The sequence below is a fragment of the Lishizhenia tianjinensis genome (assembly GCF_900116425.1).
GTDB classification, from domain to species: domain Bacteria; phylum Bacteroidota; class Bacteroidia; order Flavobacteriales_D; family Crocinitomicaceae; genus Lishizhenia; species Lishizhenia tianjinensis.
The window spans coordinates 333,530-352,312 of record NZ_FPAS01000003.1; the positions used below are offsets into that span (position 1 = coordinate 333,530).

Sequence of the window (18,783 nt, forward strand, 5' to 3'; positions counted from 1 at the left end):
CAAGTATAATTTTAGTTCAAAACTTGCGTTAAACTTTGGTATTCATCAAGAGCTTTTCGAGCCTAAGAAGTTGAACACTTCGTTAAACAAACATGCAATGAAGAAAATACAAATGGTTGATCTCGTTACACAGTACGAGAACATTAAAGAAGAAGTACAAACTTCAATCAACAGCATACTAGAGAAAGCACAATTTATCAACGGTCCAGACGTACACGCTTTCAAAGAAGAATTAGAACAATATTTAGGCGTAAAGCACGTCATTCCATGTGCAAATGGAACAGATGCCTTACAAATCGCTATGATGGCTTTAGATCTTAAGCCAGGCGATGAAGTTATAACACCTTCATATACCTACATTGCAACTACAGAGGTAATGGGATTGTTGCGTTTAAAACCAATTTTTGTTGATTGTGATCCTCATACCTTCAACATAGACCCAGAAGCTATACGAAAAGCAATTACCCCAAATACTAAAGCCATAGTACCTGTTCACCTTTACGGTCAGGCATGTAACATGGAAGAAATTAGAGCCATTGCAAAAGAGCACAACTTATTTGTAATTGAAGACAATGCCCAAGCCATAGGAAGTGATTATACTTTCGCTGATGGAAGCAAGGTTAAAACTGGTACCATTGGAGACATAGGTTGTACCTCTTTCTTCCCTTCAAAGAACTTAGGTTGTTACGGAGATGGAGGAGCCTTGTGCACCAATAACGACGAATTGGCAGAAAAAATTAAAATGATCGCCAATCACGGTCAAAGCAAACGTTACTACCACGACAGAGTAGGATGTAACAGTAGGCTAGATACCATCCAAGCCGCAGTGTTGCGCATCAAGTTGAGAAAATTAGACGAATATATTGCAGCAAGAAGAAAAGCAGCAGCTTACTACGATAACTTCTTCGCTGAATTTGATCAAGTAAAAACGCCATTTAGAGACGAAAAAACAAACCACGTATTTCACCAATACACGTTACAATTAGAGGGTGTAGATAGAGATGGATTGGTAGAACACCTAGCAGCGAAAGATATTCCAGCTATGATTTACTACCCTGTCCCAGCTCACCGTCAAAAAATGTTTGCAGAACTAGAAACTGAATGTGGAGATTTAACCACGACAGACTGGTTAACTTCTCGCGTAATATCTCTCCCTATGCATACTGAATTAGAGGAAGAACAATTGGCGTACATCTGTAACAGTGTTAAAGAATTTATTAAGTAATGAAAAAAATTGCAGTAGTAGGTACGGGTTATGTTGGACTGGTAACGGGAACATGTTTTGCCGAAACAGGGAACAATGTAACTTGTGTTGACATAGATGAAAGAAAAGTAGAACAAATGAGGCAAGGTGTAGTTCCTATTTATGAACCACACTTAGATGTTATTTTCGAACGTAACATCAAAGCCAATAGAATAAAATTTACCACCAACCTAGAAGAAGCCGTTGAAGAAGCTGAAATCATTTTCTTGGCCTTACCCACTCCTCCAGGAGAAGATGGTAGTGCTGATTTGAGTTATGTATTAGGCGTTGCTGAAACTTTGGGAAAAATCATTAAGGAATACAAGGTTATCGTAGACAAGTCTACAGTACCAGTAGGAACAGCCGAATTGGTTACTGAAGCCGTTGCAAAACATGCCAATGTACCTTTTGCAGTTGTTTCTAATCCAGAGTTCTTGCGCGAAGGATTTGCCGTAGATGATTTCTTAAACCCAGATAGAGTGGTGATTGGAACAGAGGATGAGAAGGCCAAGCAAATCATGACAGAATTGTACAAGCCCTTCATCAGAGATGGTCACCCATTAATCATCATGGATGAAAAATCTGCAGAACTTACCAAGTATGCAGCCAACTCATTCCTTGCTACAAAAATTACCTTCATGAATGAAATTTCTAATTTCTGTGAGAAGGTAGGTGCAGATGTGGATATGGTTAGAAAAGGAATAGGTTCTGATTCTCGTATTGGACATAAATTTTTATATCCAGGAATAGGTTTTGGTGGAAGTTGTTTTCCTAAAGATGTATCCGCTTTATTAAAATCAGGTAAGGCGGTAGATTACCACTTCGAAATCATCGATGCTGTTTTACGTGTAAACGAAGGTCAGAAAACTTCTACTGTAGATAAACTAGTGAGTTATTACGGAGATCTATCCGGTTATACCTTTGCCTTATGGGGATTGGCATTTAAACCAGATACCGACGATATTCGCGAAGCTCCGGCTTTGTATATCATAGAAAAATTACTTCAACAAAGAGCTAAAATAAAGGCATACGATCCTGAAGCTATGGAAAACGTAAAAGCCTTGTTGGGAGATAAAATAGAATTTGTAGACAATCAATACGACGCCTTAGAAGGGGCTGAAGCCTTATTGATAGCTACAGAATGGGGTGCTTTTAGAAATCCTGATTTTGATAAAATGAAGGAATTACTAGCTACTCCTACCATTTTTGATGGAAGAAATATTTTTGAATTGGACAGAATGGAAACGGAAGGATTCTACTACAGCTCTATGGGTAGAAAAACTATAGTTCCAAGACCAGTTACTAAAGAAGCTTAAGATGGCGAGAAAAAGAATTTTAATTACAGGTGCTGCCGGATTTTTAGGCTCTCATTTGTGCGATCGTTTTATTGCAGATGATTACCACGTAATCGGAATGGATAATCTGATTACAGGGTCGCTGGAAAACATTGAACATCTTTTCAAATTAGAGAATTTTGAATTCTACCACCACGATGTATCCAAATTTATACACGTGGCAGGAGAATTAGATTACATCCTGCACTTTGCTTCACCGGCCTCTCCTATCGATTACTTAAAAATTCCAATTCAAACCTTAAAAGTTGGATCTTTGGGTATTCACAATTGTTTAGGCTTGGCAAGAGTAAAAAAGGCACGTGTACTTATTGCTTCTACTTCTGAAGTTTATGGTGATCCAGAAGTACATCCTCAAACGGAAGAATACTGGGGAAATGTTAACCCTATTGGTCCGAGAGGAGTGTATGATGAAGCCAAACGTTTCCAAGAAGCCATCACTATGGCTTACCATACTTTTCACGGTATAGAAACGCGTATTGTTCGTATTTTTAATACCTACGGACCAAGAATGCGTTTGAATGATGGTCGTGTTTTACCTGCATTTATTGGACAAGCTTTGCGTGGTGAGGATTTAACTGTTTTTGGTGATGGTTCTCAAACTCGATCTTTTTGTTACGTAGATGATTTAGTGGAAGGAATTGTTCGTTTACTACATTCTGACTACGCACAGCCGGTAAACATTGGTAATCCTGACGAAATTACGATAGGCGAATTTGCTGAAGAAATAATTCAATTGACAGGTACAACCCAAAAGGTTATCTACAAGGAATTACCCGTAAATGACCCCAAACAACGTCAGCCAGAAATAAGTAAAGCGAAAGAGCTTTTAAACTGGTCACCAAAAATTGATCGTTCTGAGGGATTGAAAAGAACTTACGAGTATTTCAAGAATCTTCCCGAAGAAAAGTTATACAAGAAAGAGCATAACAATTTTGAAAAATACATCAATTAATATGGATTATTTCGCACACGAAACGGCAGTAATCGATGAAGGCGCTGTGATAGGAAAAGGCACAAAGATTTGGCACTTTTCACACATCATGAACAATGCTACCTTAGGTGAAGGCTGTAATATAGGACAAAACGTTGTGGTATCGCCAGACGTTACTTTGGGCAAAAACTGTAAGGTGCAAAACAACGTTTCCATCTACTCTGGCGTTATTTGCGAAGAAGATGTTTTTTTAGGTCCCTCTATGGTTTTCACCAATGTTACTAATCCAAGAAGTGCCGTTAACAGAAGAGGTCAATACGAAAGAACAAGGGTAAAACGCGGGGCTTCAATTGGAGCAAATGCGACCATAGTTTGCGGTCATGACATAGGCGAATTTGCATTTATTGGAGCTGGAGCTGTGGTTACCAAGCACATTCCTGCTTACGCTTTAGTTGTGGGAAATCCGGCCAAACAAATTGGATGGATGAGCGAGTACGGACACCGTTTAGAATTTGATAATGACGGAATTGCTATTTGTCCAGAAAGTCAAGAAAAATATAAAATAGATAATCAAACTGTTACTAAAATAAATGAGTAAGGAAATAATAAAATTCGCAGTTGTTGGTGCAGGGCACATCGGAAAACGCCATGCAGAAATGATTAGACGAAACGAGGAGGCTGAGTTAGTTGCATTGGTAGACGTTAGAGATCAAAAAGCCTGTGATGCAGAGCATTTTGACGTTCCTTTCTTCTCGTCTATAGACGAATTATTAGCAGCAGATTTAGAGATAGATGTTGTAAACATTTGTACACCAAACGGTTTACACGCAGAACAATCTATCAAAGCCCTAGAGCACAAATACCACGTGGTTTGTGAAAAACCTATGGGCTTGAGTAAAGACAATTGTGAGAAGATCATCTTCAAATCCTTACAGATGTCTAAACAAGTATTCTGTGTGATGCAAAACAGATATTCTCCACCCTCAGAATGGATCAAGCATGTTGTTTCTGAAGGAATTTTAGGAGATATACACATGGTACAATTGAACTGTTACTGGAACAGAGATGAGCGCTACTACAAAGCAGGTGGTTGGAAAGGAACCAAAGACCTAGACGGAGGTACACTTTTCACGCAGTTCTCTCATTTCATTGATATCATGTATTGGCTGTTTGGAGATATAGAAAATATTCAAGGAAAATTTGCTGATTTCACCCACCAAGATTCTACAGATTTTGAAGATTCAGGATTTGTAAGTTTTGATTTCATCAATGGTGGTATGGGATCTTTAAACTATTCAACCGCTGTTGCCAACCAGAACTTAGAAAGTTCTATGACTATTATAGGTTCTAAGGGATCTGTTAAAATAGGTGGGCAATATATGAACGAAGTTGAAGTTTGTAATATAGCAGGGTATGAAATGCCTGAATTGGCACCAACAAACCCAGGGAATGATTACGGTGCGTACAAAGGTTCTGCAGCGAATCACCACTACATTATTAACAACGTTGTGGATACATTAAAAGGTAGAACTACTGCAACTACAAATGCATTAGAAGGATTAAAAGTTGTAGAAATCATAGAACGCATTTACGAAAAGCGTAACGAACAAATGTCTTTCGATAAATAAATGGAATACAAGAAAAAAATATTAGTAACAGGTGGAGCTGGTTTTATCGGCTCTCACCTTGTGCGAAGATTAGTAAAGCACTATCCAGAATACCACATCATCAATTTTGATAGTTTAACCTATGCGGGAAACTTGAACAATTTGGTAGATGTTGAACACGAAGAGAATTATACCTTCGTAAAAGGTGATATTTGCAATGTAGCAGATATAGAAAGCGTTTTTGCTAAATACTTCATTACTGATATTATCCATTTGGCCGCTGAATCTCATGTAGATAGAAGTATTTCCGGACCTATGGCTTTTGTGATGACAAATGTTGTTGGAACGGTAAACCTACTCAATGTAGCCAAAGACAAATGGGCTGGTGCCACAGATCGCTTGTTCTACCATGTTTCAACAGATGAAGTTTACGGATCGCTAGGAGAAGAAGGTTTATTTAGCGAAACCACGGCCTATGATCCTAGAAGCCCTTACTCTTCTTCCAAAGCATCATCGGATCATTTTGTAATGGCTTACCATCACACCTATGGTTTGCCGGTTAAAATATCGAATTGTTCTAACAATTACGGTAGTCACCAATTCCCAGAGAAATTAATTCCTTTAATGATCAATAACATTGTTCAAGAAAAGGATTTACCTATATATGGGAAGGGAGATAACATAAGAGACTGGTTATGGGTGGAAGATCACGTTGCCGCCATAGACACCATTTTTCATAAAGGAAGATTGGGAGAAACCTACAATATTGGTGGATTGAACGAATGGACGAACATAGATTTGGTGCATGCTTTAATTGCCATTGTTGATCAAAAGCTTGGAAGAGCAGAAGGAACTTCTAAACAACTTATAAAATTTGTTACCGATAGAGCGGGACACGATAAACGCTATGCTATAGACGCCTCTAAGCTAGAAAACGAACTGGGCTGGACACCAAGTATTCAGTTCGAAGAAGGTTTGGAAAAAACAGTAGAATGGTATTTAAATAATCGTGCTTGGACAGAAAATATCATCTCTGGTGATTACCAAGAATACTACGCCAATCAATACGAATCCTAGCTACTTTAAAAATTGAATTATGTTTTCATTATTTAAAAAGAAAGAAGCAAAAGTACCGGTAGATTTATCTCGTTTAGGGATAGATGTACACAGTCATTTAATTCCCGGAATAGACGATGGAGCTCAGAATGTTGACGCATCTATTGGAATGTTGACAAAATTCAAAGCTTTAGGATACAATAGAATTATTACTACGCCTCACGTTTATTCTGATTTATATCCGAATACAACCAAAAGCATTACCGATGCTTACAATGTTTTACTAGATGAACTAGAAAAAACAAAGTTGGATATACAGGTAGAGGTTGCCGCAGAATATTTCTTCGACGAAACATTTTTGGAGAAGATAGAGAATGACGATGTGTTGTCATGGGCAGGAAACCACGTTTTATTTGAATTTAGTTTTACCAATGAGCCTATGGGTATTGATGGTTTGATCTTTCAATTACAAACAAAAGGATACATTCCTGTTTTAGCCCATTTCGAGCGCTACTTGTATTATCATGGATCCGTTGAGAAAGCAAGAGAATTAAGAGATAAAGGGGTACTGATACAAGTTAACCTAAACTCTTTAACGGGGCATTATGGTCCGCACATTAAAAAGCAAGCTGAATTATTGATTGATAACAAACTTGTAGACTTAGCCGGTACAGACTGTCACCGAATTGAACATTTACAACTTCTAGAAAGTCATTTAAAAAGAAGTTATTTCCACAAATTACTCGATTTAGATTTGTTGAACTACAGGATATAAAAAAAGGCGATGGAATTCCATCGCCTTTTTAGTTTTAATAACTATCCTTAGATTGCAGCACTAGAAGTAGGGAATTTTCTATCTACTTTCTTGAACAATCCTTGTAATACTTTACCAGGACCAACTTCAACGATTTCCTCGCATCCATCGGCTATCATTTGTTGCATCGTTTGCGTCCAACGAACTGGAGCAGTTAACTGCGCTATTAAGTTTTCTTTAATCTCATCTGGATTAGAAACTGCATTAGCCGTAACGTTTTGGTATACCGGACAAATAGGCGTTGAGAATTCAGTTGCCGCAATTGCTTTTGCTAATTCTTCTCTTGCAGGCTCCATTAATGGTGAATGGAATGCACCACCTACTGGTAATTTCAAAGCTCTTTTTGCGCCCTTTTCTGTAGCTAATTCACAAGCTTTATCAATTGCTTCTACCGCTCCAGAAATAACCAATTGTCCCGGGCAGTTATAGTTTGCTGCAACAACAACACCGTCAACCTCTTCACAAATTGCTTCTACAACATCATCTTCTAATCCTAAAATAGCTGCCATAGTAGATGGTTCTTTTTCACATGCTTCTTGCATGGCAAGTGCACGTTTGTAAACCAATTTCAATCCGTCTTCGAAGGCTAAAGTTTTGTTAGCAACCAAGGCAGATAATTCACCTAAAGAGTGTCCTGCTACCATATCCGGTTGGAAAGCATCTCCTAATACCGCCGCTAAAATTGTAGAGTGTAAGAAAATAGCTGGTTGAGTTACTTTCGTTTGTTTTAACTCCTCGTCTGTTCCTTCGAACATAATTTTAGTGATATCAAATCCTAAAATCTCGTTGGCTTTATTAAAAAGTTCTTTTGCTTTTTCTGAGTTATCGTAAAGGTCTTTACCCATTCCTGAGAATTGAGCTCCTTGACCAGGAAATACATATCCTTTCATAATTTCTATGTAATCGGTTTAGGCGCAAAAATAAATAAATGCGCGAAGTATGAAACAAAAAAATACCCCAGATTGCTCTGGGGTATCTTTAAAAAATAGCTGTGAAATTATTTTTTAACTACCAATTTCTTTGTAATTACTGATTCACCAGCAACGAAGTTACAGAAGTAAACTCCGTTTGTTAATTCACTTGTAGAAAGAACAGTTGTGTGCTCACCTGCTCCTAAGTTTCCTACTGCATTTGTATAAACTACTTTTCCTGAGATATCTGTTACATTTACCGTTACGTCAGTTTGAGTAGCCAATGTAAAGTCGATGTTTACATTATCTGTTGCTGGGTTAGGGTAAACACTTAAGTTAAAGTTAGCTTCAACCTCATCAACACCTACTGCAGATTCTAAAAGTCTCACTTTGATAGCTTCTGGATCTGTTAAGTTGTAGATATCACCTGCAACTGAAGTAGGGTCTATACCTAACACTGTTCCTTGCTCAACACTTTGTGCCATTCCGAAACGTACTGGCTCAGTACCACCACTGTTGTTTACAGTTGCAATGAATGCAGTTCCCGCAGGAATTGTTGCTACACCATTACCATCCATTTTGATAGAAATCCAGCTGTTCATATCTGCATCAGATAAAACGTAAATTTCTGTAGTAGCAGCTAATGTAGCTGTTCCATCTCCGTTCAATGTGTAAATAGCCCCGTATACCTCTTGCCCAATGTAAGGCGTGTTATCCGTTGCTCCAACAATGTACATTTTCATCATACCGATGTTTACATCATCAAAAGCTTCCATGAAGTTACCAATCGTTAAAGCTTGACCACTTAATGTTCCAGCTAAACCTCCGATTGCTCCAGACAATGACTCGTCATCACGTGCAAAAATATTTCCACCGTAGTATGATTCTTTAATGATAGTATCATTTGATAAAACAGCATCTGTTGCAGAACCTAAATCTGGTGTACCAATGAATTGGTAAGTACCAACACCTGCACTTACAATATCAAACAAAGTTGAAACCTCGAATGTATCTGTTTCTTGTGCTGCTAATGCTTGTGTTGTACCTACTTGAGAATAAGTTTGACCAACAACATCCATTTTCAAAGCAGCTGCAGTTTGATCCATCGCTCCTAAGTTCGTGAAAGAAGCTTGTCCTGAGAATCCAGGGAAAGAAGATTGAGTTGTTGGAATGTATGTGTAATCCAAAGGAATATTCTGGTTTGGATCATTTCCTGCAACTGGTCTAAAGAAGTTTGTAGATAAATCGTGAGCATATGTCTCAAAAATTAAAATATCATCTACTCCCCAGAACCAATCCCACTGTCCTTCGTATTTCAAACGAATTCTAGTTGTAGCTGTCCATCCACCTGCTGGAGTTGGAAGAGAAAGTACATTTCTTAATACTCCTAAATCGTTAGAGTTTACGTTTACTCCAAAATCATTTACCAAGTAATCTGTCCAAGTTGTTCCACCATCTGTAGAAATACCAACGTAGTTAGCATCTAAGAAGTGACGGAAAATTTGGTACCAGCTAATAGAAAGAGCTGTATTTGAGTATGCTGATAAATCAATATCAGATTGTAATTCGAAGTAAGCATCTTGTGTTGCAGAACCTCCAGCCGCATCAGAGTTGATGAAAGCGAAAGTACCACCATTAACATCTCCTGTTGGAGAGTTCATTTCAGTAGGGAAACCATAAGTAGGTTCCTGACTCACGATAGAAGCTGGTACTGCACTTACAATTTGCCAATCACCATCTGTATGAGAAGGTCCGTCTACGTGATCCCAATCTGAAGCTGTTGAGAAATCGTTTGTCCAAACTGTATCTCCTTCAGCTCTATTTTGAAATTGCTCAATTCCGTGATATGCTGGTCTAGATTTAAACACATCCGTTTTTTGAGCTTCATTAGAATAAGTTGGAGCAACTTGTGCATTGATTCCAAGAGAACCAACCAAAGCACCCGCTAATAAGTAAATTTTCTTCATAGTTCATTAAATTTCGTTCGTAAAAATAATTATTTAAAAATAATTTCACACCCATAAAACGTTTGATCAACTAAGAAGGTTGGATGAAATAAAGTTAAACTTGTGACATTCTGTTACTTTTGACAAAAAGTGAATTCAACCAAAGAAATCTTCACTGTATAGAAAGAATGATAAAGAAACGGAAACTAAATCAATTCACTGAAGCTCAACTTATAGAGACAGCTAAGCAGAGTGAGAAAGCATTTGGAGAATTGTACAGAAGAAATTTTGACAAAGTATTCAGGTTTGCTTTCAAGCGTTTAGGTGGGAATGATGCCTTAGCTTCAGATATCACGCAACAAACCTTTATTAAAGCCTTTGCTGCCATTGGGAAGTACGAGGATAAGGGCTATGCCTTTAGTACCTGGTTAATTCGCATTGCCCAAAATGAAATCAATCAATTCTTTAGAAAAAACAACAAGATTTACACAGTTGAAGTGGAAGAAAAACACGTAATGAATTTCATGGATTTCATGGAAATTGATGAACGTGAGAACCAGGACAAACAAGAAAAGTTAATACAGATACTCAACAACTTAAAGCAAGAATATCTAGACTTGATAGAGTTGCGGTTTTTCCAACAAAAATCTTTTCGCGAAATTGCAGCTATCTATGCCATAAGCGAAGCCAACGCTAAAATGCGTTTATACAGAATCATTGAAAAAATTAAGAAAGAGGTATACTAGAAATAATGAGAAAATTTAAAATCAATAGAAACTCTGAAATTGAACCTTCTGAAGAACAATTGAAAAGGTACAAAGACTTTGCTACGGTTTCTCATGGCTACAAAAAACTTACCAAGCGCCCGAAAAAGCCGTTGTATAGAGACCCTAAATTATTCTTAATCCTTTTCCTATTGGGATTAATCGCTTTTTTAGTCTTCTTAGAAAACGAAGAGGAAGCTACTACCAATGAAACACAAGTGGAGGAATCTTATGAGTGAAAATCACATGACTCTCCTCCTCTTCCAACACCTCGTAGAGTTCTTTTTTGTTCATGGTAAAACTTCTTGATCGCTTCCCTACCCTAATTTCCATTTGGTCGAAATAAAACAAACACATTTGTTGATCACCAACACCTATGTTTTGCATCCCCTTTGCCGCCACCTTTATTCCGGAGCTAAAACTCATATTCAAGGCATCGGTTAATTTATCATAGCTAACCGAAGTAAGTATCACCTCTTGATCTACCACTTTTTCCCCAGCCAGGTAAAGCATTCCTTTTTCTTTAGAAAAATTCTCCTGAAAGTTATGGGGATCAATGTAAATAAGATCGTTTTCTATCTCTGGCAAATCCGTTTCCACTACCTTCACCTTTTCTGTTGCCTTGCGCATAGATCTTTTGTAAATTCCCATAGCGAGTAAAAGGGATAGTAGAACCAAGAAAAACACAAAAATTAAGGCTGGCGTACTTTGAAAAAAAGCATAAATGGCGACTCCTATGACCAATACCCCTAAGATGGGTAAGCTCGCCAAAATAATAGATTTGATCTTTTGCATAGTGGATGTATTGCGGCTAATAATACATAAAAAAAGAATATCCGGGCTTGATAAACTTTCATCGAATAAATATTTTGCGACCAATACCCGCATTAATTCTAAAGAAATGAGTTGCGAATAGGATTAAATTTATTTTTGTAATTAGATGTTACATTACGATAAACAAACATACAAGGATTTAGAGTTTGATTTCCTCATTGAAAAGATGAGTGAATTTTGCGTGGGAGATACTGCCCTGCAACGCATACTCAATTTAGCACCCGTTAAAAGTAATACCAAACTGTTGGCAGATTTAAATAATGCCAACGAATACAAACAAATTAGAACGGAAGGCGAACAATTTCCGCGCATAGATTTTGAAGAATTAAAGACAGAAATTCGCATGCTTCCCATTGCCAATTCTGCCTTACAAAAGGAAAGTTTCGGTCGATTATTGCGCGCTACCCTACTGTGCAACACCCTTGTTTACTTTTTTAACAAAAGAGAAGAAGACTATCCTCATTTAAGTTCGTTGCTAGCGGATGTATATTTCACCAAAGAGATAGCAGACCCGATTAATGAAGTATTCGACAAATCTGGAGAGATCAAAGACGATGCTTCAGAAGAATTATTTCAGATCCGTCAACAAATAAAAAGTACGCGTATACAGATCAATAAAAACTTTGATAGAGAATTGCGTAAATTAATGAAGGACGGATTGGTAAGCGATACACGCGAAGCTTTCTTAGATGAACGTAGAGTATTATCTGTCATTTCATCTCATAAAAGAAAAGTTAGTGGTAATGTGGTGGGGTCTTCAAAAACAGGTGGACTCACCTATATAGAACCTCAAGTAAACGTTCCCTTAAACAACGAGTTAGAACTTTTATTGGATGATGAACGCAAGGAAATTTTTAAAATACTAAAAGCACTTACCAAAGAACTATCTGTACATCTACCCTTGATAAAAGCGTATCAAGAATTGCTTACGGAGTTTGATTTTATTCAAGCTAAAGTAAGGCTAGCACTGATGTTTGATGGTGTTCTTCCTGCCATACAAGAAAATACGGAACTGGAGTTGATAGAAGCCTATCACCCCGTTCTACTTATGAAAAACAAGGCAGCCAACAAACCAACGATTCCCCAGTATTTGAGCATGGATAAATTCTCGCGCATGCTTGTAATTTCAGGTCCGAATGCAGGAGGAAAAAGTATCACTTTAAAAACTGTTGGTTTATTGCAATTGATGTTGCAATGTGGTTTATTGGTACCGGTGCATGAAAACAGTAAAATGTGTTTTTTCAATGCCTTGTTAACAGATATAGGTGATAATCAATCCATAGAAAACGAATTGAGTACCTATAGTTACAGGTTGAAAAGAATGAAACATTTCTTGGAGGTGGCCAATAAGAAGACCATGCTTCTTTTGGATGAATTCGGAACAGGATCAGATCCAGATTTAGGAGGAGCACTGGCAGAAGTGTTTTTTGAATCCCTCTACAATAAAAAGTGTTTTGGTGTAATTACCACCCATTATGCAAATATCAAACTTAAAGCTGATAAGCTTAGAAATGCGGTGAATGGTTGTATGCTTTTCGACACGGAAACGCTGGAGCCCTTGTACAAATTAAGCTTAGGTCAACCCGGAAGTTCCTTCACCTTTGAGGTGGCTCAAATCAACGGGATAGATATGGCTTTAATTGAAGAAGCTAAAACGCGTTTAGATGAAAAGAAGGTGAAGATGGACCAACTTCTGAGTGAATTACAGCGCGAAAAAACATATTTAGCACGTTTAAATAAAGAGCATATAGAGGCACAAGAAATTGCGTTAAAAGCCAAAAATAAATACGAAACTTCAAAGAAGAAATTTGAAGAAAAGCTGCTTGCCCAACAGGAATTGTACGAGAAAAACAACAACCTCATTCAAAAAGGTAAAAAGCTACAAAACTTCATCAATCAATATAAAAGCAACGCCAAAGCAAAAAATGCCAACGCAGGTTTATTGCAAGAAGTTAAAAAGTATATTGCAACTGAGAAGTTTAAAATAGACGAACAAAAACGAGAAGTTGAACTCAAGAAAAACGCAAACAAACCGCAAAAGAAACAACGCAATACTCCAAAAAAGAAAGACAATCAGTTTTTGGATAAGATAAAAGTTGGAAGTACGGTAAAACTGAATGAAACCAAACAAAATGGAACCGTTGAAGAACTCAATGGAAAAGAAGTTACGGTTAGTTTTGGATTTATGCGTTTGAAAGTAATGAAAGATAAACTTACTTGGATAAAAGACTAAAGCTATTCTTTAGTTCTGGCAACAATTTTGCGTTAGCGTAAACTCAACATTTATCAATACAAATCGTATGAAAATTTTAAAAAACGTACTTTACCTTTCCCTTTTAGCTCTTCCTCTTTTAACGGCGTGTAACAAGAAAGGGTGTACAAATCCGGCAGCGAGTAATTATGCTGAAGAAGCCATAAAGGAAGACGGAACCTGCATGTATTTTAAGAGATTTAAAATCACACGTATAGAAGTTCAGGAATATGATACCTTGTATCTGGGAGATTACTACGACGATTTAGATCAGACCAATGCAGACATGTACTTTGAGTTGAGAGATTTGAATAACAATCTTCTTTTTGCATCTGACGAAACGTATTTCGATGCTGCAGCTAATCCAGCGAATGACTATGAATTCGATTTTACAAAAGATACCATTTTCAATAATCTGAATGAAAGTTTAAAGTTCAGTTTCTGGGATTACGACCAGCTTTCAGATGATTTTGGTACTACCAATGATGATTTAATTCATGAAGAAATTATAGATTTTCAAACCTATACAGCTACTGATGCCCTGGATAAATTTCCAGGTCGTATAGAAATAAATACAACAAATATAGACTTTGATGTTTATATTCAATGGTTAGAATAAGGCCTATGAAAAGAGAGAAGTTTATTATAGGAAAAACTGATAAAGCTGATTTTCCAGACTTCAACTTATCTGGAGTTAAGGTAAAAATAGATACGGGGGCTTACACCTCTACTATACATTGTAATGAAATTTGGGAGGAAGAAAATGAATTGAAAGTTGTTCTACTTTCGCCCCAACATTTACAATACACAGGAGAAATTATTACATTTAAGGATTATAGCTTAAAGAAGGTTAGGAGTAGTTCCGGACAGAGTCAAATTAGATACAAAGTAAAAGGTACAATTACTTTATTTGGAAAAACATTTAACACAGAGTTTACCTTATCTCACAGAGATAAAATGAAATACCCTGTACTTTTAGGAAGAAAATTATTAAACAACAATTTTTTAGTAGACACGTCAAAAAAGAATTTATCACACAGTCAAACACATTAAATGAAGATAGCAGTACTAAGTAGAGATGCCAACCTCTATTCAACACGTAGACTAGTAGAAGCTGGAATTACACGTGGTCACCAAGTGGATGTAATAGATCATTTAAAATGTAGTTTAGAAATGGAAAAGGAAAATCCTGCTCTATACTACAAAAACAGATATTTAGAAGGATACGATGCCGTAATACCTCGTATAGGTGCGTCAGTTACTTTTTTTGGAACAGCCGTAGTCCGTCAATTTGAAATGATGGGAATCTTTACCACAGTTAGTTCTAACGGTTTAAGTAATTCAAGAGATAAACTAAGAAGTTTACAGTTGCTTACCAAAAAAGGTGTGGGAATGCCAAAAACGGTATTTACCAATTACTCCAATAACGTAGAACATTTAATTGATGCCGTAGGTGGTGCACCTATAGTTATAAAATTACTAGAGGGAACTCAAGGATTAGGTGTTGTATTGGCCGAAAGCAAAAAAGCTGCAGAATCTGTTTTGGAAGCCTTTAACGGATTAAAGGCCAGAGTTATCGTTCAAGAATTCATCAAAGAATCTAGGGGTGCTGATATCAGAGCTTTTGTGGTAGACGGAAAAGTGGTTGGAGCCATGAAACGTCAAGGTAAGGAAGGTGAGTTTAGATCTAATCTTCACCGTGGTGGAAGTGCAAAAATAATTGAACTATCAGAAAGAGAAGAAGAAACAGCTATACGAGCAGCAAAGGCCTTAAACTTAGGTATTGCTGGTGTAGATATGTTGCAAAGTGCTCGCGGACCGTTAGTTCTAGAGGTTAATTCATCTCCAGGGTTGGAAGGTATCGAGCGCGCTACACACAAAGACATTGCAGGTGAAATCATTGAATACTTACAGCGAAAAATAAATGAATAAACCCATCCAAATATTAGATACTATCGTTCAGCCGGGTAAAAAGGCCATCATTAATTTAGAGGTGGCCAAATTACACACGGCGAGTCCGGTAAACATTCCCATTATTGTAGAACACTCCAAGAAAAAGGGCCCCACTCTTTTACTTCTCGGGGGTGTTCACGGGGATGAAATCAATGGAATAGAAATCGTTAGAAAAATAGTTCGTTCTGGTTTAAATAAACCACAGCGAGGAACCATAATTTGTATTCCTGTTCTAAATATTTTTGGATTTTTAAACTTCATGCGCGAATTACCTGATGGTAGAGATTTGAACCGAAGTTTCCCTGGAACTGCCAGTGGCTCTTTGGCCAGTCAGTTCGCCTTTGCCTTTATGAAACACATTGCTCCCTTAGCTGATATCATCATAGATATACATACAGGAGCTGCCCAAAGAAATAACTACCCTCAAATTCGTTGCGACTTCTCCAATCCTCAAGCATTGGAGTTAGCAGAAGTTTTTGATGCTCCCTTCATTAAAGATTCTAAGTTAATTCCTAAATCCTTGCGCGAGGCGGTGAGTAAAAAGGGAAAAAACATCATACTATTTGAGGGAGGAAAAGCTAATCGTATAGATCCTTTTATTTTAGAGGAAGGGATACGCGGTATTAAACGTGTTATGCATCATTTAGACATGATAGATGAATGCGACGATTTACAACGTGGGTCTACACTTCTTAAAAATTCTAAATGGTTGCGTTCACCACTTTCTGGGATGTTTGACTTACGCGTTCTGAACGGTTCTTATGTAGAAAAAGGAACGATAATAGGCGTAATTTCAGACCCATTCGGTAAATACGAACGTAGTTTTAAGTCACCCATGAATGGCTATATTTTTGCAGTAAATGAGTCTCCAATTGTAAACAAAGGCGATGCCATTTTCCACATTGGTTACTAAAACTATCTCGAAAGTTTCGTTTCGCGCTGAGAGGGTTTTCTATGGAGTATATAGAAGTGATATATACCTTTTAAATAACCTCCACCATATTGAAAGTGCATAATCAAGAAACTTCTTATTATTCCCAATGATTCTTTAAAACCATCTCCTTTTTTGGCTCCAAAGTATAGTGCTAAAAAAGCATAAAGCACCCAAATACTCAAGATGCCATACTTTAAAAACGGATGCAGTAAGGCTAGAGGTATACTCACAAGAGCAAAGAGTACAAACAAGGGCGGAAACAACTGTCGAAGCGTAGTTACAGCTTTGTGCTTCTTATTCACAAATACCTTCCAATACCCATATTGAAAGAACTGTTTTTTCAACCCGGCATACGTAGATCTAACATAATACTTCAACCAAATTGAAGCTTCAAACCAGATCTTACCTCCAGCTTGCGTAACCCTAAAGTTAAATTCATCATCTTGGTTACGTACCAGTTCTTCATCAAACATTCCAATTTTGTCAAATACCCACCTTGGGTACATAGGACTAGTAACCGTATCTGTATACCCAGATTTATCAAGTATTCTAAAATTCCCTACCCCCATTCCAAAAGGCGTATCCATGGCTTTAGAGATAATAGCCCCTTCTTGATTGGTGTATTCATTTATCAGCTTAGAGCCTACGCACCAGATGTCTGGATTTTCCTCCAAAATTTGAATTTCCTTCTCTAGATAGTCTTCACATATAATATGTCGAGCTCCAACAATTTGGTAATATTCACCAGTTGATTCTGTAATTCCTAAATTAAAAGCAACCGGAGTTACTTTGCGGTCATTTATGATTAAACGCAAGTTTGTGTATTTAGGCAGCAGTGATTGGACTAATTCTGTAGTCCCGTCATCACTCATACCATCGACAACCAACACCTCTACCTCTTCATTTTTACAAAGCGTATTCGCATAAATAGCCGAAATACATTCTTCAATGTATGCTACTTCATTTCTACAAGGAATTACTATGGATACTTTCACTACGCAATTTTGTTTGTTTTGGGAGATGCCAAAAGAATGGTGGCAAAACTAAAAAATATAACTCCTACTTACTTTTTCTGTATAAGATTTTTGTAGATTAAAATTTGGTCCTCCAGGTTTCTCTCAAAATCATACCTTTCCTCAACCAAGTTCCTTCCCGCTAGTCCCATGGACGTTCGAAGTCGATAATCTGTTAACAATACCATCCTATCAACTATCTGATCTACATTTTCTAATGCTACTCTAAACCCTGTAACATCTTGCTCTACGACTTCCTTAAACCCACTTGCCTCACTACTTATTACTGGAATTCCTGAAGCAGATGCTTCTAAAACAGCAACGCCAAAACTTTCCCTTCGTGATAATGACACATATACATCTAAGTTATGAACCTTCTTAGGCACGTCGGTTTGATTAATACGTCCTAAAAAGGTTACACGATCATTTAATCCCAAATGACTAACTTTTTCCTCCAAATTCTTCCTCTCAGAACCATCACCTATGATAAGTAGGGTATCATCCCTACTTGTTTTCTTGATAAAACTGTTGAAACTATCAATCAGAACATCGACTCCATAAATTTTCTCCAAAGTTTTAATGGTACCAAAAGTGATTTTATCTTTATCTATATGCTGCTTTACAAAAAATTCATCTAGCTCAATACCAAAAGGAATTACCTTTGTTTTTATTCCAGGTACAACATACTTTACATCGTTAACCATGGCTTCACTAGTTGAACAAATTATTTTAGATCTCTTAAATACGTATGCTAGAATTCTTTTGTGCAATTTAGATGTATAAGGAAATTCCTGAACATCGCTTCCCCAAACTGAAACCACCAAATTAGTAGGTCGAAACAATGCTGCTAACATGCCGTAAGATGTTGCGTAATGTGCGTGAATAACATCCGCTTTTGAGGCTTTAATTACTTTTCTCACCACATTGACCGCTTTTAGATAAGACAATTTATCCAGTAACCCACTTTTACTTTGTACTTCGGGATTTACTCCAAAAAAAGTGCATTTGCAGTCCAACTCGGAATACCAATCAACTCTTGGAAAGGACATACTAAAGACCTCAACCTCAACACCCTTTGAAATCAGACCTCTTACCCATTTACGCGTATGAGATGAATTGATATCTGCTAAAAAAAGTACCTTCATAAAACTACCCAACTTGGGTCATTAAT

19 protein-coding genes are annotated in these 18,783 nt (G+C 37.2%); 14 read left to right on the top strand and 5 right to left on the bottom strand.

The genetic code is table 11. From position 1 onward, the window contains the following. Positions 1-97: 97 nt before the first annotated feature. From BM327_RS11240 to BM327_RS11270, 7 genes are read left to right on the top strand one after another with little or no spacing between them, the layout of a single operon-like run. The gene (locus BM327_RS11240; RefSeq protein WP_090249934.1) at positions 98-1,225 is read left to right on the top strand and encodes a DegT/DnrJ/EryC1/StrS family aminotransferase; all 1,128 of its coding nucleotides are present in this window, start codon (positions 98-100) and stop codon (positions 1,223-1,225) included. Further along, entirely contained in the window at positions 1,225-2,559 is a 1,335-nt protein-coding gene (locus tag BM327_RS11245) for a UDP-glucose dehydrogenase family protein (protein ID WP_090249598.1), read from the top strand. Before BM327_RS11240 ends, BM327_RS11245 begins: the two co-directional genes overlap by 1 nt. Before the next feature lies 1 nt (position 2,560). Beyond that, positions 2,561-3,550, top strand: coding sequence for a UDP-glucuronic acid decarboxylase family protein (locus tag BM327_RS11250; protein ID WP_090249603.1), 990 nt, complete (start codon positions 2,561-2,563; stop codon positions 3,548-3,550). 1 nt (position 3,551) lies between these two features. Continuing rightward, positions 3,552-4,127: an acyltransferase gene (locus tag BM327_RS11255; protein WP_090249610.1), complete on the top strand. Its 576-nt coding sequence runs from the start codon at positions 3,552-3,554 to the stop codon at positions 4,125-4,127. After that, positions 4,120-5,157: a Gfo/Idh/MocA family protein gene (locus tag BM327_RS11260; RefSeq protein WP_090249616.1), complete on the top strand. Its 1,038-nt coding sequence runs from the start codon at positions 4,120-4,122 to the stop codon at positions 5,155-5,157. Before BM327_RS11255 ends, BM327_RS11260 begins: the two co-directional genes overlap by 8 nt. After that, entirely contained in the window at positions 5,158-6,213 is a 1,056-nt protein-coding gene (gene rfbB, locus BM327_RS11265; RefSeq protein ID WP_090249619.1) for a dTDP-glucose 4,6-dehydratase, read from the top strand. Between the two features lie 19 nt (positions 6,214-6,232). Then, positions 6,233-6,967 carry a tyrosine-protein phosphatase gene (locus BM327_RS11270; protein ID WP_090249624.1) on the top strand — a complete coding sequence of 245 codons (735 nt, stop codon included), beginning with the start codon at positions 6,233-6,235 and terminating at the stop codon, positions 6,965-6,967. A gap of 47 nt (positions 6,968-7,014) precedes the next feature. Here the strand turns inward: BM327_RS11270 and fabD are convergent, their stop codons facing one another. Then, a complete protein-coding gene (gene fabD / locus BM327_RS11275; protein ID WP_090249628.1) occupies positions 7,015-7,896 on the bottom strand; it encodes an ACP S-malonyltransferase in 882 nt (293 codons plus the stop codon). Between the two features lie 107 nt (positions 7,897-8,003). Next, positions 8,004-9,884, bottom strand: a complete 1,881-nt coding sequence (locus BM327_RS11280) for a T9SS type A sorting domain-containing protein (protein ID WP_090249631.1) — start codon at positions 9,882-9,884, stop codon at positions 8,004-8,006. Positions 9,885-10,051: 167 nt separating this feature from the next. Between BM327_RS11280 and BM327_RS11285 the strand changes: the two genes are divergently transcribed. Together BM327_RS11285 and BM327_RS11290 are read left to right on the top strand one after the other, a co-directional pair. Continuing rightward, complete coding sequence (locus tag BM327_RS11285) at positions 10,052-10,609, top strand: RNA polymerase sigma factor (protein ID WP_139230348.1); 558 nt, start codon at positions 10,052-10,054, stop codon at positions 10,607-10,609. A gap of 5 nt (positions 10,610-10,614) precedes the next feature. Further along, complete coding sequence (locus tag BM327_RS11290; protein ID WP_090249638.1) at positions 10,615-10,866, top strand: hypothetical protein; 252 nt, start codon at positions 10,615-10,617, stop codon at positions 10,864-10,866. Here BM327_RS11290 and BM327_RS11295 read toward each other — a convergent pair. Continuing rightward, positions 10,829-11,422 carry a hypothetical protein gene (locus BM327_RS11295; protein WP_090249641.1) on the bottom strand — a complete coding sequence of 198 codons (594 nt, stop codon included), beginning with the start codon at positions 11,420-11,422 and terminating at the stop codon, positions 10,829-10,831. The genes BM327_RS11290 and BM327_RS11295 overlap by 38 nt on opposite strands. Positions 11,423-11,567: 145 nt before the next feature. On the opposite strand from BM327_RS11295, the gene BM327_RS11300 reads away from it, so the two are divergent. From BM327_RS11300 to BM327_RS11320, 5 genes are all read left to right on the top strand, one after another. Beyond that, positions 11,568-13,694 carry an endonuclease MutS2 gene (locus tag BM327_RS11300; protein WP_090249646.1) on the top strand — a complete coding sequence of 709 codons (2,127 nt, stop codon included), beginning with the start codon at positions 11,568-11,570 and terminating at the stop codon, positions 13,692-13,694. A gap of 67 nt (positions 13,695-13,761) precedes the next feature. Continuing rightward, entirely contained in the window at positions 13,762-14,331 is a 570-nt protein-coding gene (locus BM327_RS11305; protein ID WP_090249649.1) for a hypothetical protein, read from the top strand. Positions 14,332-14,336: 5 nt separating this feature from the next. Further along, the gene (locus BM327_RS11310; protein ID WP_090249653.1) at positions 14,337-14,765 is read left to right on the top strand and encodes an ATP-dependent zinc protease family protein; all 429 of its coding nucleotides are present in this window, start codon (positions 14,337-14,339) and stop codon (positions 14,763-14,765) included. Beyond that, positions 14,766-15,644 carry a 30S ribosomal protein S6--L-glutamate ligase gene (rimK, locus tag BM327_RS11315; RefSeq protein WP_090249656.1) on the top strand — a complete coding sequence of 293 codons (879 nt, stop codon included), beginning with the start codon at positions 14,766-14,768 and terminating at the stop codon, positions 15,642-15,644. Next, positions 15,637-16,578: a succinylglutamate desuccinylase/aspartoacylase family protein gene (locus BM327_RS11320; protein WP_090249660.1), complete on the top strand. Its 942-nt coding sequence runs from the start codon at positions 15,637-15,639 to the stop codon at positions 16,576-16,578. Before rimK ends, BM327_RS11320 begins: the two co-directional genes overlap by 8 nt. A gap of 2 nt (positions 16,579-16,580) precedes the next feature. On the opposite strand, the gene BM327_RS11325 is transcribed toward BM327_RS11320, so the two are convergent. After that, positions 16,581-17,594 carry a glycosyltransferase family 2 protein gene (locus BM327_RS11325; protein WP_170853746.1) on the bottom strand — a complete coding sequence of 338 codons (1,014 nt, stop codon included), beginning with the start codon at positions 17,592-17,594 and terminating at the stop codon, positions 16,581-16,583. A 68-nt stretch (positions 17,595-17,662) separates the two neighbouring features. Continuing rightward, a complete protein-coding gene (locus BM327_RS11330) occupies positions 17,663-18,757 on the bottom strand; it encodes a glycosyltransferase (RefSeq protein WP_090249668.1) in 1,095 nt (364 codons plus the stop codon). Positions 18,758-18,783: the final 26 nt, after the last annotated feature.

Excerpts from the sequence above, each read along its gene's own strand:
- BM327_RS11255 (WP_090249610.1), top strand. The coding sequence starts at position 3,552 with ATGGATTATTTCGCACACGAAACGGCAGTAATCGATGAAGGCGCTGTG.
- BM327_RS11240 (WP_090249934.1), top strand. The coding sequence starts at position 98 with ATGAAGAAAATACAAATGGTTGATCTCGTTACACAGTACGAGAACATT.
- BM327_RS11330 (WP_090249668.1), bottom strand. The coding sequence starts at position 18,757 with ATGAAGGTACTTTTTTTAGCAGATATCAATTCATCTCATACGCGTAAA.
- BM327_RS11250 (WP_090249603.1), top strand. The coding sequence starts at position 2,561 with ATGGCGAGAAAAAGAATTTTAATTACAGGTGCTGCCGGATTTTTAGGC.
- BM327_RS11270 (WP_090249624.1), top strand. The coding sequence starts at position 6,233 with ATGTTTTCATTATTTAAAAAGAAAGAAGCAAAAGTACCGGTAGATTTA.
- BM327_RS11320 (WP_090249660.1), top strand. The coding sequence starts at position 15,637 with ATGAATAAACCCATCCAAATATTAGATACTATCGTTCAGCCGGGTAAA.
- BM327_RS11280 (WP_090249631.1), bottom strand. The coding sequence starts at position 9,884 with ATGAAGAAAATTTACTTATTAGCGGGTGCTTTGGTTGGTTCTCTTGGA.
- BM327_RS11245 (WP_090249598.1), top strand. The coding sequence starts at position 1,225 with ATGAAAAAAATTGCAGTAGTAGGTACGGGTTATGTTGGACTGGTAACG.
- BM327_RS11295 (WP_090249641.1), bottom strand. The coding sequence starts at position 11,422 with ATGCAAAAGATCAAATCTATTATTTTGGCGAGCTTACCCATCTTAGGG.
- rfbB (WP_090249619.1), top strand. The coding sequence starts at position 5,158 with ATGGAATACAAGAAAAAAATATTAGTAACAGGTGGAGCTGGTTTTATC.
- BM327_RS11285 (WP_139230348.1), top strand. The coding sequence starts at position 10,052 with ATGATAAAGAAACGGAAACTAAATCAATTCACTGAAGCTCAACTTATA.
- BM327_RS11260 (WP_090249616.1), top strand. The coding sequence starts at position 4,120 with ATGAGTAAGGAAATAATAAAATTCGCAGTTGTTGGTGCAGGGCACATC.
- fabD (WP_090249628.1), bottom strand. The coding sequence starts at position 7,896 with ATGAAAGGATATGTATTTCCTGGTCAAGGAGCTCAATTCTCAGGAATG.
- BM327_RS11300 (WP_090249646.1), top strand. The coding sequence starts at position 11,568 with ATGTTACATTACGATAAACAAACATACAAGGATTTAGAGTTTGATTTC.
- BM327_RS11290 (WP_090249638.1), top strand. The coding sequence starts at position 10,615 with ATGAGAAAATTTAAAATCAATAGAAACTCTGAAATTGAACCTTCTGAA.
- BM327_RS11310 (WP_090249653.1), top strand. The coding sequence starts at position 14,337 with ATGAAAAGAGAGAAGTTTATTATAGGAAAAACTGATAAAGCTGATTTT.
- rimK (WP_090249656.1), top strand. The coding sequence starts at position 14,766 with ATGAAGATAGCAGTACTAAGTAGAGATGCCAACCTCTATTCAACACGT.
- BM327_RS11305 (WP_090249649.1), top strand. The coding sequence starts at position 13,762 with ATGAAAATTTTAAAAAACGTACTTTACCTTTCCCTTTTAGCTCTTCCT.